Source organism: Buchnera aphidicola (Macrosiphoniella sanborni) (genome assembly GCF_005080885.1).
Classification (GTDB): Bacteria; Pseudomonadota; Gammaproteobacteria; order Enterobacterales; family Enterobacteriaceae; genus Buchnera; species Buchnera aphidicola_AU.
The window spans coordinates 117,832-134,096 of record NZ_CP034864.1 but is presented as its reverse complement, the minus strand read 5'-3'; the positions used below and the strand labels follow the sequence as shown (position 1 = coordinate 134,096).

The window sequence follows — 16,265 nt, the reverse complement described above, 5'->3', positions numbered from 1 at the left end:
TTCATAATATGAAGAATCACAATATTTTTAATGTACCTTTTGGTAGTGATGATGCAATAAAATCTTTTTTAATCAAAACTTCAGTAGTATCATTTAATTGAAGAAAAATATATCCATTTTTCGTAACTTTATTAATACGTCCTAAAAAACCACTAGTTGTTATAACTTCATCACCCTTTACAAGAGAATTCATAAAAATTTTATGTTCTTTATCTTTTTTTTGTTGAGGACGAAACAACATAAAATAAAAAATTAACAAAAATATAACAATCATAAATATTAAAGAATTACTGTTTCCAGATGATTCAGTAACAAAAGCATTAGCATCATGAATAAAAACACTCATTTTATTCCTCTTTATATTTATATATAAAATTATTTTTATATCTATAAAAATATAATTTAAATTAATTGAAAGTATAATCTTTTTGAATATCTTATATTTAATATTAATTTTAGATAATAATATAAATTATTAATTTTATTTAAATGAATTTTTAATATTTTATGATCAGAATCTAAATATCACAGAACGAATATAATTTTTAAAAACATAAAAATTGCAAATCTTTTTCAAAAAGATAAATCTTTTTTATATTTTTTAATTTTATAATACTGTTTATCATAAAAAATATTTATTTTTAGAATAATATATAATAATCAACTCTTTCTTATAAATCTTCTAAATTTTTTAATCTCGTTACTAAATAATTTTATTTATTTTTTAGTAGTATTCGAGGATCAAAATTTTCTCACAACTTACATATTATATCTTTTAATACTCTAACAAAACACTATCTCATGCAGATCTATTAAAACGTATTTTTATTAATTCTTTAAGTTTAAGAGAAATATTACATAAATTAGAATAAATACCTTAATCAATAGTACTAAATAACAAATTTTTACTTTTATAACAAATGAAATAAAAATAACTTTTTTAGTTTATTCTAAGAATTTTTCTCTTAATTTTTTTATTTTACTCCAATCAAGAGAATTCTTGATACATGTATCAAATATTATTATGATATAAAAACTTAAATATGATGCAATATTTACAGATATTTGAGAATTTAAAAAAAAATTTCTATTTGTATAATACTTCAATAATATCCTATCATTATTTACTTTACATCACTTAGAAAGGAAACTATAAATTCTAAATCTTCTTGAATCAATTAGAATATAAGACCTGACCAATTCATAAAATTATTTAATGTATCAATACAATTTAATGATTATTCTTGATCAGGTCTTAAAAATAAAACTACAGTGCATCAACTGATATAATTTTACTACCTGTTTTTTGTATTGTATCTATACTGATTATTTTAATAGCACTATAAATTTTAATTAATATAACACAAATAATTTATACTATTTCTTTCGAAAATTAACAATATTAAATCTTAAATTACTATTTTATGTAATAGTCTAAAATTCATGTGTCTCTGAAATCTTAATAAATATCTGTAAAAATATTTTTTATAATTTCTTTATATAAGTAAAATATGAAGTATATGATTATCACTTAAAAAAGAACTATGAATTTTATTATAATTAATTTAAAAAAAATTAGTAATGAATATCTCTAAAAGACTATTATGTTAATTTATAAATATGACTAAATAAATTTATTATTTTATTTTATAGAAGTAAATAAACAATATAAATTTTTAAATCATACAATACATCCTCTTATAAAAAAAAATAATAAATCAAATGTATTTTTAATTTTATATATGTTTATTATCAGTTCAAAAATTCTTATATTTTTAGACTACATAATACAATTTTTATATAAATTGCTCTAAGAAATCCAAATTTATCTTTTTTATTACGAAGAAATTTAAGATCATGCATATTGATTCTTATTTTATCTGTATTATGTAATTCAGAGAAATGGAAATATACTCTCATACTAAATCCTGCAATAAAATTAATGTTTTATACGCAGTTATATCAATTTATTTCTAATTGATTTCTTTTTTTTATAAATAGATAGTAAGAGAATTCTACTAATATATTTCAGAATCTTGAATGGTCAATAAAAAAACTATTATAAAATATTTAATGATTACTAATATTTTATATTCTTACTAATAAAATATTAATTATATTACTATAATCTTTATATTTCAAAATTTAAAAAAATCTTCTCATTTTTGTAAACTAATTAAATTATCAGTGTTAATGTTACTAATTATTTTAAAAATGCTTATAATTTTATTATCTTAATATATTTTGCTTATTATAACTAAAATAATATTTTATTTAAAGATAAAAAATTATATTAAAATATGAATAATTTTTCTAAAAAATTAAAAAACTCAAAAAGTTATATATTTTATTTCTTTTGAATTTTCAAAAATTTCAAATTTATATTTTTTTTATTAAATAATTATCAATTTTCTCTTTTAATTTTTGACCTGCTTTAAAAGTAACTACTCGTCTTTCTGTTATAAGAAAATCTTCTCCTGTTTTAGGATTTCTACCAGGACGAGCTTTTTTATTTTTAATTTGAAAATTTCCAAAACCAGATAATTTTACTTCTTCTCCTTGTTCTAAAGCTATTCTAATTTCTTCAAAGAAAGACTCTACAACTATTTTAGAATCTCGTTTCGTTAACTTTAATTTTTCAAATAAATTTTCTGAAATTTCGGCTTTTGTAAGAACCATAACTTTATTTCCTTAAAATCACTTGAAATTTTTCTTCTAATACTTCTATACAATTGTTTATCATTAAATTAATTTCATTATCTTTTAAAGTTCTTTGATTATTTTGAAAAATAAAACTAATACCCAAGCTTTTTTTCATATTAGATGATGCTTGATAAGAATATATATCAAATAAATTAATTTCTACTATCTGAGTAGTAGTTATAAAAAAATTTTTGCATGTTTTAATCACATCATGTACTGCAGTATCTTCTGATATTATTATTGCAATATCTCTTCGTATTGTAGGAAATTTAGAAATCTCCTGAAATTTCAATTTTTTTATTTGAGAAAAATGTTTTAATGATATTTCAAATAAAAATGTAGAACTATTCACATTTAATTTTTTTTCTAATCTTGGATCAATAGCACCAATTTTTCCAACTAAATCATCTTGAAAATATATAGATGCAGATTGTTCTGGATGTAAACCAAATATTTTTTCACGTCTAAATTCTATATCATCTAATTCACATATTTCATCTAATATTAGTTCTAAATCACCTTTTAAATCATAAAAATCTGCTTTTCTTGTTGTAATAAACCAACTTTCTTTAAGATGATTTCCACTAATTAAAGCTGCTAAAAAAATTTCTTGCTTAATACTAAGATTTTCTTTTTTATTAATTGAAAAACACAATCCTCTTTCAAAAATACGAATACTTTGTTGCTGACGATTTTTATTATAAGAAACATTTTTTAGCAAACCAGGCCATAAAGATGAACGCATACATGACATATCTTGTGAAATAGGATTAGATATTAAAATATTTTCTTTATTTTTAAAAATTAAATTTTCTATTTTAGGATTAATAAAACTATAATTTATAACCTCATAATATCCTCGATTAATCAATAATTTAGCAGATTTTTTCAAAAAATAATCACTTGATTTATCTTTTTTATGAAAATTTATATGTTCTTTCAATGGATTTAAAAAAATATTATGATATCCATATATTCGTATTACATCATTAATTACATCTTCTTCAATTAATATATCAAAACGCCAACTAGGAGGAATTACATCCCAATATTTTTTATAAGTATTTATTTTATAATCAAGATTATACAAAATTTTAGAAACTGTAATATCTTTAATAGATATTCCTATTATTTTCTGTAACGTTTTATAATATACTCTTATGCTATTATTTTTATGTGTAAATAAATTATTGTTTTTATGAGTAATTACACCAGCTTCACCGCCACAAATTTTTAAAATTAATTGTGTAGCATATTCAATAGCATAATTTTGAAGTGAAGAATCAATACCATAATGGTAATATTCTAACATTGTATTAGAATCAATTTTCTTTAAAATATCTAATATTGATTCTTTATTTATCAAACACGAACTTAGAAAGATATTTTTAGTATTTTTACTGATCTCAGAAAAAATAGAATTAATATTACCGGGGAGTGACAATATTTCATTTTTATTAGAAAAAACTAATATATTTTTATTTAATTCTATTTTTATATTATCTTTTAAAAAAAGATATTCTTGATTTTCTGCCATGCGAACAATAATTAAATCATCTATATTATCTGTATTGAATATATTTAAAGGTTGGCCAATCTCAATTAATACATAATTAATAATATTAATAATAATATTTTCAGACAACATATCAGAAAAAAACAATTTTTTTTTCATCCATAAAGGAGTATCGACGTTTACATTAATATTATTTATTATTCTTCCTAAAAAATTTGAACATTGCTGTTTAGCTTGAATATCAATATTAATTTTTTTATGAAAATGAATAGATGTTGATATATTTTCTAAAAATAATTTTTTAAAATTATTCATAGCTGCTATATTACGTGATATTCCTAAAATACTCAATCCATCCGGACGATTTGCAGTAATAGAAGTTTTAATGATATTATCTTCTAATCTCAGATAATCATTAACATTTATACCTATCGGTATATCTTGAGAAAATTCAATAATTGTATTATTTTTTAAAAATACTCCTAATTCAAAAAAAGAACATAACATTCCTTCAGATAATTCCCCTTGAATTGTTTTTGTATCAATAATTTTATCTTTTAAAATAGCACCAATAGTAGCTACTGCAACTTTAATTCCATTACGACAATTCCATGCTCTACATACAATATTTAATAACTTTTTTTTTCCTATATCTACTTTTACTATTTTCAGATCATTTTTAAGCTCATTTGATAAACTGTGAGATATGCATTCGACAATTTTCCCAACAATAACACCAGAAAATTGTGTTTTAAAATTTTTGATATATTCTACTTCAATACCAGAATTAGCAATTTGTTCATACAATATATTACTATCAATTTTAACATCAATCCATTCACGCAGCCATTTTTCACTGAATTTCATTTCATCTCACTAATTATATTTAAATTGATTTAAAAATCTGATATCATTTTCAAAAAAAGACCGAATATCAGTTATTTTATAACGCAACATTGCCATTCTTTCTACACCTATTCCAAACGCACAAGCAGAATATATACTAGAATTAATATTAACGTTTTTCAATACATTTGGATGAACCATTCCACACCCCAAAATCTCTAATGGTTTTATGAAATCATCTTTTATAAAAATATCTACTTCTGCTGAAGGTACTGTAAAGGGAAAATAAGATGGACGAAATCTAATAGATACTTTATCCCCAAAAAAATCATATAAAAAATTATATATCATCCATTTTAAATTAGAAAAAGTAATCTTTCGATCAACTATTAAACCTTCAATTTGATGAAACATAGGTGTATGTGTCATATCATAATCGTTTCTGTATACCTTTCCAGGAAAAATAAACCGCATGGGAGGTTTTTCTTCTTTCATAATACGAATTTGCATATTTGAAGTTTGAGTTCTTAATAACCGATTAGTATCAAACCAAAAAGTATCATGACTATTGCGCGCTGGATGATTTTTAGGAATATTTAAAGCATCAAAATTATGATATTCATCTTCTATTTCAGGACCATAAATCGATTCAAAACCTAATTTAAAAAAAAATGTTTCAATATCATAAATAGTTTTTGTAATAGGATGAAAACTACCATTATCATAACGACGACCAGGTAAAGAAATATCAATTTTTTCTTGTTTAATTCTTTTTTCTAACATTAACATAGTTAAATATTTGCTATGTTTTTGAATATCATCAATTATTTCTTGTTTTTTTTTATTAATCAAAATACTATATTGTCTTTTTTCCAAAAAAGAAAATGTTTTTAAATTTTTTATATAAGCAGTTAAAATTCCCTTTTTACCTAAATATTGAACCCTAATTTTATTCAATTCTTCAATAGTTGTTGATTTTTTTATATCTATTTTAATTTTTTTAAATAATGTTTGTAAATTTAACATTTTATTTTCTTTATTATTTTATGAATTAAACTTTATAACTTAATATACTAAAAAGCTCCCATTAAGGAAGCTGATTTTTTTAGATATAAAAATTAATAATTAAAATATATTAAATAATATTTTAATTAAAATTATTAATTTTAAAAAATGGAGGGGAGATACGTTTTCCCCTCTAAATATATTACAATTGAATGTTTATAATAAAGCTTGTTTTGCCCTGTCTACTAATTTATTAAATGAAAAAATATCAAATATAGCAATATCAGATAATATTTTTCGATCAATATTAATTGAAGCTTTTTTTAAACCAAAAATAAATTGGCTATAAGACATTTGACTTTGACGAACAGCAGCATTAATACGCGTAATCCATAATTGACGAAATTGTCTTTTTCTTTGTCGTCTATCACGATAAGCATATTGACCAGCTTTAATTACTGCTTGACATGCAACTCTATAAATGCGTGAACGCGCTCCATAGTAACCTTTTGCTTGCTTTAAGATTTTCTTATGACGAGCATGAGCAATTACACCACGTTTTACACGAGCCATTTATGCTCTCCTATTCATAAAATCTTAACAAAAAAAATTAATTATACATATGGCAAAAAAGATTTAACACGTTCTATATCTTTTTTAGATACTAAAACTTTAGAACGAAGATGACGTTTTTTAGTTGTAGTTTTTTTTGTTAAAATATGACGTAAATTTGCTTGTTTACGTTTGAATTTACCAGATGCAGTTTTTTTAAAACGCTTTGCTGCACTTTTTAAAGTTTTAATTTTTAGCATAAACTATTTCATTTAAATTATAAAAAGAAAATATAACTAATTATTAATGTAATTAATTTATAAATACTATTTCTTCTTTGGCGATAATACCATGATCATTTGACGACCTTCAATTTTTAATGGAAAAGATTCGACAATTGCTAATTCTATTAAATCATGTTTAATTCTATTTAACATATCTACACCAATTTTTTGATGAGCCATTTCTCGACCTCTAAATCGGAGAGTAATTTTTACTTTATCACCATATTCTAAAAATCGTATTAAATTACGCAATTTAACTTGATAATCGCTTTCATCAGTTCCAGGACGAAATTTGATTTCTTTGATTTGAATTGCTTTTTGTTTCTTTTTTTGTTCTTTAGAAGATTTACTTTTTTCATAAAGAAATTTTCCATAATCCATAATACGACAAACAGGAGGTTCAGCATTTGGACTAATTTCAACTAAATCTAATCCCAATTCTTCAGATTTTTCTAAAGCTTCGCGTAAGTTAACTATTCCAATTTGATTGCCGTCTACACCTGTTAGACGTACTTTAATAGCACGTATTTCACTATTAATACGATTAGGACGTGTTAATTGAGTTCTTTTTCCACCTTTAATACTTTATTCCTCCATTTGATAAAAGTTACGAGTAATAATTTCTTTTTGTAACTTTTCAATAAAAAAATTAAGATCAATCATATTAAAATTATAACCTTTTCTATTACGAACAGATATTTTTTTAGAACTAATTTCTTTTTCACCACAAATGATAATATAAGGAATTTTACGTAATATGTGTTGCCTAATTTTAAAACCCATTTTTTCATTTCTTAAATCAGATTCTACACGAATATTAATATCAGACAATCTTTTAATTAATTGTGTAATATATTCTTTTCCAATTGCTGAAATACTAATAATTACTACTTGAACTGGAGATAACCATGTTGGTAAATTACCTGAAGATTCTTCAATTAATATACCTATAAATCGTTCTATTGAACCTAATATGGCTCGATGAATAATAATAGGAACTTTACGTTCATTGTGTTCATTAATATAAAATGAATTTAAACGTAAAGGTAGATAAAAATCTAATTGTATTGTTCCACATTGCCAACTTCTATTTAACGAATCCTGTAAAATAAATTCAATTTTAGGACCATAAAAAGCTCCTTCTCCTAATTGATATTCAAATGATAAATGATTTTCTATAAGCATATCAGATAAATCTTTTTCTGCTTTATTCCACAAAGAATCAGTGCCAATACGTTTTTCTGGACGAGTAGATAATTTAACTAATATTTTTTTAAAATTAAATATACTATATAAATCATATATCATTTTAATACAATCATTAATTTCAGTACGAACTTGTTCTCTAGTACAAAATATATGAGCATCATCTTGTGTAAAATTGCGCACACGCATCAAACCATGCAAAGAACCTGAAGGTTCATTTCGATGACAACTTCCAAATTCTGCCATACGAATAGGTAAATCTCGATAAGACTTCAACCTATGATTAAAAATCTGAACATGACCAGGACAATTCATTGGTTTAATACAATATTCACGATGTTCTGATGAAGTAGTGAAAATTGCATTTTTATAATTATCCCAGTGTCCAGTTTTTTTCCATATTAATTGATCTATTAATAATGGTGTTTTAACTTCTTGATATTTATATTCTTTTAATTTTACTCGAACAAAATTTTTTAGTTCATTAAAAATGATCCAACCATTATAATGCCAAAACACCATACCTGGAGATTCTTCTTGCATATGATATAATTCAAGAAACTTCCCAATTTTTCTATGATCTCTTTTTTCTAATTCATTTAAATAATTAAGATGTTCATCTAGTTGTTTTTTATTAGACCAAGCAGTACCATAAATTCTTTTCAACATCTTATTATTTTTATTTCCTTCCCAGTATACACCTCCAATATTTTGTAGTTTAAAATTATTACAAAATTTTATATTAAATACTTGTATACCTATATCAAAATCGACATAATTTTCATGATAATATAATGAAATATTTTCATAAGAATTAAGTTTTTTATCTATAAAAAAAATTTTATATTTTTCATTACGTTTTTGAAATATATCTCGTGCTTTAGAATAAGAAACACGTTTATTTAAAATATCATATTCTTTTTTCACAAAACGTTTCATTATTTTTTCTAAAAATACAAGATCTTTTAATAAAATTGTATCTTTTAAATCTATATCACAATAAAAACCGTTTTCTAAAATATTAATTTCAGCAATTTGTGCATATGGCCATATGTTTTTTATCGCATAACTTAATAATTGTGCACAAGAATAACGAATAATATTTAGCGATTGATGATCTTTTTTACTTATGAAATTAATAATAGAATCTTCTTTAATTATAGCATTTAAATTTGAAAATTGATTATTTACAGAAATCGCAATTAGAGACTTTATTATATTAGGATTTTTATTTTTAATAATCTCTATTAATGAAACAGAATTCTCATACACCTGTTGACTTCCATCGCAAAATCTTATTACAGGCATTCTATTACGTCCTTAATTAAAAATATTATTTATTTAATAATCGAATATCAATTTAAAAATAATTATTTATATAGTATCTATTTGTAAATATCAGATCAGAATAGAGTATCAAAAAAATATATATAAACATATTTAAATTAAAAAAATATGCTAGTCAATTTTTTTTGACTAGCATACACACTGATTAAAAACGAGCATCTACAGCATCTGCTAATTGTTTAATAATTAAAGTGCTGTCTTTCCAATTTAAACAAGCATCAGTAATAGATTTTCCATATATTAATGGTTGATTGTGTACGACTTTTTGAAAACCTTCTTCTAAAAAACTTTCGATCATAACACCAAATATAGATTTAGAACCTTGAGAAATTTGACGTGAAATAGATTCAGAAACATTTTTTTGACGAAGATGTTCTTTTAAACAATTACCGTGACTAAAATCAACCATTAAATATTCTGATAAATTAAACTCACGTAAATTTTTTATAGCTGAATTAATATCATCAGCATGATAATTTGGAGAACGACCACCTCTCATAATGATATGTCCATATGGATTACCACTAGTATGATTAATTGTCATTTGTCCATTTTTATTAGGTGCTAAAAATAAATGTTGTACTTGTGCAGCCCGAATAGCATCGATAGCAATTCGAATATTTCCATCAGTACCATTTTTAAAACCAACTGGACATGAAAGAGCAGAAGCCATTTCTCTATGAATTTGACTTTCAGTTGTTCTAGCTCCAATAGCACCCCAACTAATTAAATCAGCAATAAATTGACCTATAACTATATCAAGAAATTCTGTTGCAGCAGGCATACCTATTGCATTAATATCTAATAATAATTTCCGAGCAATAGCTAATCCATGATTAACTCTAAAACTTCTATTTAAATCTGGATCTGAAATTAATCCTTTCCATCCCACTACTGTTCTTGGTTTTTCAAAATATGTACGCATGATAATTTCAAGACGTTCTTTATATTTTAATCGTAATTCATATAATCGATGAGCATATTCTACTGCAGCAACAGGATCATGCACTGAACATGGACCTATTACAACAAGTAATCGCAAATCTTTTCCAGTCATGATACGAGCAATATTTTGTCTTGTTGCGATAACGGTATCCATGATCTCTGAAGTAATAGCATATTTTTTTGCTAATTCAGATGGAGTTATTAATGGATCAATACGTATTGTACGTAGTTCATCTGTTTTTTTCATTTTATTCTCTAAATGAATTTTTTATTCTGGAAAGAATAGATAGATATGATAACAATAACGAAAAACTAATCAGTTCAAATATTATTTTTAATAACTTTATAATACTGAATAAAAAAAATTTTATTTGGATGAAGAATTTTAATTAGTATTATATAAATAATCTGATAGAATTTTAAACAGGAACAAAGGAAGATCAAATATCAAGAAATAATTGTATATGATCATTTTTTTATTTAATAATATAATGAATTATTTTATATATTATCATAATTTAGATTATATTGAATTAAAAGTATTTATTTATTCTATTATTAAATCTATTATTAAATATGAATTAATTGATTTTTAACGATGTATTTTTTCTAAAAATGATGCAAGTGAAATTCCATACGTCCATGATATTATCAAACGATAAAATATAACTAATACTATTGGACCAATGAATAAACCTATCATTCCAAAAATTAATAAACCTCCAATAACTCCAGATAAAATTAATAAAATAGGTAAATCTGCTCCTATCCTTATAAAAAATGGTCTTAATATATGATCTAATATAAATACAAGACAACTCCAAATTAATAATATTGTGCCCCAAGTAGTGTTATTATTCCAATATAGCCATATAATTGATGGTATTAAAATTGGTAACGGACCTAATTGTATTAAACAAGAAAAAAAAATTATTATCATTAATAATGCCCAATAAGGAACACCAGAAATTAATAACCCTATACCAGATAATAAAGCTTGTATTAAAGCTGTTACTGCAACACCTAATGCAACGGCTCTTACTGCTTGAGTTGCTAATAAAACAATAGCATAACCATTTTTTTTACTGAGTCGATACGCAAAATTTTTTACTATTTCACTAATTTTTTCTCCATTCCAGTATAACAAGGCGCTAAAAAAAAGCATTAATATTAAATGAATAAAAAATAAACCACAGTTTTTTACTTGAATAATAAAAAATTCAGTTGTACGTCCCATATAAGGTTTTATTTCACGAATTAATGCTCTTCCATCACTATCTAATAATTCTTGATAACTAATAAATATTTTTTTTCCAATTAAAGGAATATCTTGAAGCCATTCTAATTCTGGGAACTCTAAAGTATTTGAACTCAACCAATGTATTAGAGGTATACTTGTCGCAATTAAACTTTTAACTAAAAAAAATACTGGAATAATGAATAAAAGCAGTAGAATAATAATCATTATTAATACTGCTAAAGCACGTTTTCCCCCAAAAAAATTTTGTATTTTTAACATTAACGGCCATGTAGCAATTACAATCATGCTAGCCCAAGAAAATCCTAATATAAATGGTTTTATAACTAAAAAACTCACTACACCCATAGAAATAATAAATATCAGTGATAAAATAGATTGTGATAAATCTATCTTGTCTCTTGAATTTTGCATATAATTATTTTACCTCAATATTTTTATATTATAAGTAATTTCTTGCAAAATTAATTTTTATAATACAATTTATATTTCTATAGAAATATAAAATAATTATAACATTAAAAGTTATAAAAATAATATTATTTAAAATATAAATATTTCTTCAAAATAAAAATGTTTTTTAAATTTTACCATTCTCAAATAATTTTTAACATATTAGGAATATCATGAAAAAATATGAAATTAATACTTATATATTAAATAAAAAAAAATGGAAAGGCATTTCCATAACTAAATCTGCTATACATCAAATGATGTTTTTAATTAATTTAGATTCTGATAATAAAGGAATTAGATTAAATATAAAAAAATCAGGATGTGCAGGATTTCGCTATACTATGGAATTAGTAAAACATTCAGATTTACATAACCCATCACATCCAAAAGAAGTGACTTTTTTATATAAAAATATTTTGATATATATTTTTTCTCAAGATATGCCGTTTTTAGAAGGAGTAAAAATAGATTATATAAAAAATAATATTAACAAAGTATTTAAATTTTATAATACTAAACTAGACAAATTTTGCGGTTGTGGTGAAAGTTTTGCAATTAATTTTAAAAAATTACCAACATAATAAAGAATGATGTTTTTTTCCTCTAGATAACAGTGTGAATTTTCCAAAAATTTTATCATTATAATTAAAAATATGATTTTTTCTTATTTTTTGTTTATTGATTGAAATAGAATTTGAAATTATCATATTTTTAGCCTGAGTTCGAGATTGTGCTAATGAAGTTTTTACTAATGCATCTTGTAAATCTTTTATCTGACAAGCTTCTACTGATGGTATACCATCTTGTTTTAATTGTTTAAAATCAGATATTGTAATATGAATATCTTTTTTTGAAAAGAGAAAATCAGTAATTCGTTCGACTGATAATAATTTATCTTTCCCATGAACTAATAGAGTAATATTCTTAGCAAGAAGAGACTTATCAGAAATAATATTTTTTTTATTTTTATTTTCTTGTTCTCTTTTATTTATTTCCGAGATATCTATAAAAGTAAACATTTTTAAAAAATAATACACATGAATATCTTCTATATTCATCCAAAATTGATAAAATTTATATGGACTAGTTTTATTGATATCTAACCATATGGCTCCAGATTCTGTTTTTCCAAATTTCATTCCATTATCTTGCATCAAGAGAGGGATAGTTAAACCAAAAACCTCTTTTTTACATCTACGATGAATTAAATGCATTCCAGAAGAAATATTACCCCATTGATCAGCTCCTCCGATCTGTAGAAGCACTTCATGTTTCTTATTTAAGAAAAAAAAGTCATATGCTTGTAATAAATTATAAGAAAATTCTGTAAATGAAATTCCTTGATCAGGTCGAATAATTCTTTGTTTAACTGCAGTTCGATTAATCATTTTGTTAATTGAAAAATACTTTCCGACATCTCTTAAAAAAGATAAGACATTTATTTTTTTAAACCATATGTTATTATTTAATAAACATGCACTATTATTACCACAATTAAAATCTAAAAAACAAGAAATTTGTTTAATAATTTTATTTGTCCATAAATCAACATTTTCATTAGTATTAAAAATACGTTCTTTTTCTTTGAAACTAGGATCTCCTATCAAACTCGTTGCTCCTCCTATAAGAATTATAGGACGATGACCTGCTATTTGAAAACGTCTTAAAGTGATTAATGGTAAAAGATGACCGACATGAAGACTATCACTTGTTGGATCAAAACCACAATAAAGAGAAATTGAATTATTTTGAATTATTTTATTTAAATTGTTCTCATTTGTAATATGATGTATTAAACTTCTATTACGTAATGCTTCAATTAAATTAAATTCAGTCATAAAACCTTCTTATTTCACAATCAAACAAAATATTTATACGTAAAATATTATTTATACTTAGAATATTTTAAGTTAATTCTTTTAGAAGTTCAATCAATAAAAATAATTATTACAATAAAAATATTTTATGTTTTTTAATTAGGTTCGATATCTACAAACCATTTCACATGTTTTGAAATAGAAAAAATATTTATTATATCAATAGATTCATTTAATAAATAATTAAGAGCAACACGTGAAGAACACTGAATTGTTAAGTGATTAATTTTTTTTTTTTTATTTTTCAATATTAAAGAATTTTGTGGTCCAATTAACCACAGAAATATATTATATTGATTAGATTTTTTTTCTAAAATTAGACGAATAAAATTAAGAAAAATAATATTATTTTCTGAATGTAAACTTTCAGAATAAATAATACTTTGACAACTCCACGGTGGTAACAAATATTTTTTTCTTAGAAATAATAATTTTTTAGAAAAGTTATGATATGTATTATTACATATTTCTTTTAAATATACATCGTTAGGAAAGGATGTTTGTATAAATATTTTTAATTCTTTTTGTTTAAAACGTGTTAATTTATGTAAATTAATATAAAATTGTGAAAAATATTCAATAGAACGAAAATGAAAAGAAAAATAATGATGATCAACAGAAATCAAACTCACTAATTTTACATTAGGAAAATAGTAATTTTCTATAATTTCTTCTGTTGATATAATAATATGAGGATTTTTTAAAGATATTTCACAATTATTTTGATTAATATTTTTATTTTTTAGTAAAAAAAATAATGGAATTTTTGGAAAAATATTTTTTATTTTATTTTTAATTTGTTCTAAATTGATATTTTTAACAACCAATTTTAAATAACCACAATTGTAACAAAATGTTGGTTTTTCTATTTTAATTAAACAAAATTTGCAAAATAAAATATTATGATATTCATTTATTTCAAAATCATCTTGACACAAAGTACATTTAAATATCCAGTTACATTGCTCACATATTAATACCCAAAAAAACAAACTTAATTTATTAAAAATTAATAATACTTGTTTTTTTTTAATATTTTTATAAATTTCGTTGATTAAAGTTAAAGATAAACCAAATTTTGTTTTTTCTCTTTTTAAATTAATAATATTATAATTATATTTATTAATACGATCACATTCAGGTAAATTAATATAAAAACATTTTTTATATAAAATATTATATAATGTTCTCAGTGACGGAGTATCTGAATCTAAAATTATAGGAATATTTTCTTTATATGCTCTTAATATTCCTAAATCTCTAAAATTATATCTACATTGACTAATACTTTTATATTGTAAATGATGTTCTTCAAGAACAATAATCAAACCAAGATTAAAAAAAGGCAAAAAAATACTTTTTTTTGTACCAATAATAATTAAATTATTACCATTTTTTGTTTTTAACCATACTTTTAAACATTGTCTACTATTTAATTTTGAATGAAAAATATTAATAGAAATATTAAAATATTTTTTCAAAAATACTAAAATAATATTTATATTTTTAATATAAGGTACTAAAATTAATATTTGTATATTTCTACATAATAATATTTTAATTAAACCTAAATAAAATTTTACTTTAACATGTAAATTAATTTTTGTTAACAACCAAGATTTAAAATATTTTTGATTCAAAAAATCATTAATAACAATTAATATTTTTTTATTCACAAAAATCTTGCTTTTATTGTTTAGAGAAAATTGATCTTGAAAATTTTTATTATTACTAGTACTCATATCACATAATGCTTGATTTTCTAGTTTTTTTAAAATTAATTTAGATAATTGATATATTTTTAATTCAGTACTTAAGATGCTACGTTTTTTTAAAATCAGTAAAGCACGCAACTGTGTTTTTTTATTTTTAAAATATTTTAAATCTAATTCTTGTCCTTTTTTAGTTATACTCCATTTTAAAATATATGTTTTTTTTGGAACATAATTAGAACGTAAAAGTTTTGGTAAAATAGAAAAAAATAAATTTCCAATGGGACATTGATAATTTTTACTTGTCCATATTAAAATATCTAAGATACTTTTATTATAAAGAGATTGAGTATCAATTAATGATATTACATATTTTAAATCTAATTGACTTGTATCAATTTCATTATAAAAATCAATGACAATACCTATTATCTCTTTAGAATGAAAAGGAACTATAATACGTCCACCAATAACAGGATACATGCAATCAGGCATAAAATATTTAAAATATCTTCTAATTGGAAAAGGTAAAACAACTTTTACAATAATCACTTTTAT

The 16,265-nt window shown here is 22.3% G+C and carries 13 protein-coding genes; 1 reads left to right on the top strand and 12 read right to left on the bottom strand.

Translation table 11 applies throughout. The features are described from left to right. Nucleotides 1–16 precede the first annotated feature (16 nt). The 10 genes from yajC to ydiK all read right to left on the bottom strand — a co-directional run bounded on the left by yajC (nt 17) and on the right by ydiK (nt 12,076). Nucleotides 17–346, bottom strand: a complete 330-nt coding sequence (gene yajC, locus D9V74_RS00615; protein ID WP_158362326.1) for a preprotein translocase subunit YajC — start codon at nt 344–346, stop codon at nt 17–19. Nucleotides 347–2,379: 2,033 nt separating this feature from the next. Then, nucleotides 2,380–2,679 carry an integration host factor subunit alpha gene (locus D9V74_RS00610; protein ID WP_158362324.1) on the bottom strand — a complete coding sequence of 100 codons (300 nt, stop codon included), beginning with the start codon at nt 2,677–2,679 and terminating at the stop codon, nt 2,380–2,382. 4 nt (nt 2,680–2,683) lie between these two features. Next, a complete protein-coding gene (gene pheT, locus D9V74_RS00605; protein ID WP_158362322.1) occupies nt 2,684–5,086 on the bottom strand; it encodes a phenylalanine--tRNA ligase subunit beta in 2,403 nt (800 codons plus the stop codon). Between the two features lie 9 nt (nt 5,087–5,095). After that, nucleotides 5,096–6,091 carry a phenylalanine--tRNA ligase subunit alpha gene (pheS, locus tag D9V74_RS00600; protein ID WP_158362320.1) on the bottom strand — a complete coding sequence of 332 codons (996 nt, stop codon included), beginning with the start codon at nt 6,089–6,091 and terminating at the stop codon, nt 5,096–5,098. A 195-nt stretch (nt 6,092–6,286) separates the two neighbouring features. Then, entirely contained in the window at nt 6,287–6,643 is a 357-nt protein-coding gene (gene rplT, locus D9V74_RS00595) for a 50S ribosomal protein L20 (protein WP_158362318.1), read from the bottom strand. A gap of 41 nt (nt 6,644–6,684) precedes the next feature. Beyond that, nucleotides 6,685–6,882 (bottom strand): 50S ribosomal protein L35, encoded by a 198-nt coding sequence (gene rpmI, locus D9V74_RS00590; RefSeq protein WP_158362316.1) that lies wholly within the window; start codon nt 6,880–6,882, stop codon nt 6,685–6,687. Nucleotides 6,883–6,948: 66 nt separating this feature from the next. After that, the gene (gene infC, locus D9V74_RS00585) at nt 6,949–7,488 is read right to left on the bottom strand and encodes a translation initiation factor IF-3 (protein WP_158362314.1); all 540 of its coding nucleotides are present in this window, start codon (nt 7,486–7,488) and stop codon (nt 6,949–6,951) included. Between the two features lie 3 nt (nt 7,489–7,491). Beyond that, nucleotides 7,492–9,420, bottom strand: coding sequence for a threonine--tRNA ligase (gene thrS, locus D9V74_RS00580; RefSeq protein WP_158362312.1), 1,929 nt, complete (start codon nt 9,418–9,420; stop codon nt 7,492–7,494). A 184-nt stretch (nt 9,421–9,604) separates the two neighbouring features. Then, nucleotides 9,605–10,651, bottom strand: a complete 1,047-nt coding sequence (locus tag D9V74_RS00575) for a 3-deoxy-7-phosphoheptulonate synthase (RefSeq protein WP_158362310.1) — start codon at nt 10,649–10,651, stop codon at nt 9,605–9,607. A gap of 345 nt (nt 10,652–10,996) precedes the next feature. Beyond that, nucleotides 10,997–12,076: an AI-2E family transporter YdiK gene (ydiK, locus tag D9V74_RS00570; RefSeq protein WP_158362308.1), complete on the bottom strand. Its 1,080-nt coding sequence runs from the start codon at nt 12,074–12,076 to the stop codon at nt 10,997–10,999. 212 nt (nt 12,077–12,288) lie between these two features. Here ydiK and D9V74_RS00565 point away from each other — a divergent pair, with 212 nt between their 5' ends. Further along, complete coding sequence (locus tag D9V74_RS00565; RefSeq protein ID WP_158362306.1) at nt 12,289–12,699, top strand: iron-sulfur cluster assembly accessory protein; 411 nt, start codon at nt 12,289–12,291, stop codon at nt 12,697–12,699. Here the strand turns inward: D9V74_RS00565 and tyrS are convergent. Both tyrS and priA read right to left on the bottom strand, forming a co-directional pair. After that, complete coding sequence (tyrS, locus tag D9V74_RS00560) at nt 12,688–13,956, bottom strand: tyrosine--tRNA ligase (RefSeq protein ID WP_158362304.1); 1,269 nt, start codon at nt 13,954–13,956, stop codon at nt 12,688–12,690. The genes D9V74_RS00565 and tyrS overlap by 12 nt on opposite strands. 134 nt (nt 13,957–14,090) lie before the next feature. Further along, nucleotides 14,091–16,259 carry a primosomal protein N' gene (gene priA, locus D9V74_RS00555; RefSeq protein WP_158362302.1) on the bottom strand — a complete coding sequence of 723 codons (2,169 nt, stop codon included), beginning with the start codon at nt 16,257–16,259 and terminating at the stop codon, nt 14,091–14,093. Nucleotides 16,260–16,265: the final 6 nt, after the last annotated feature.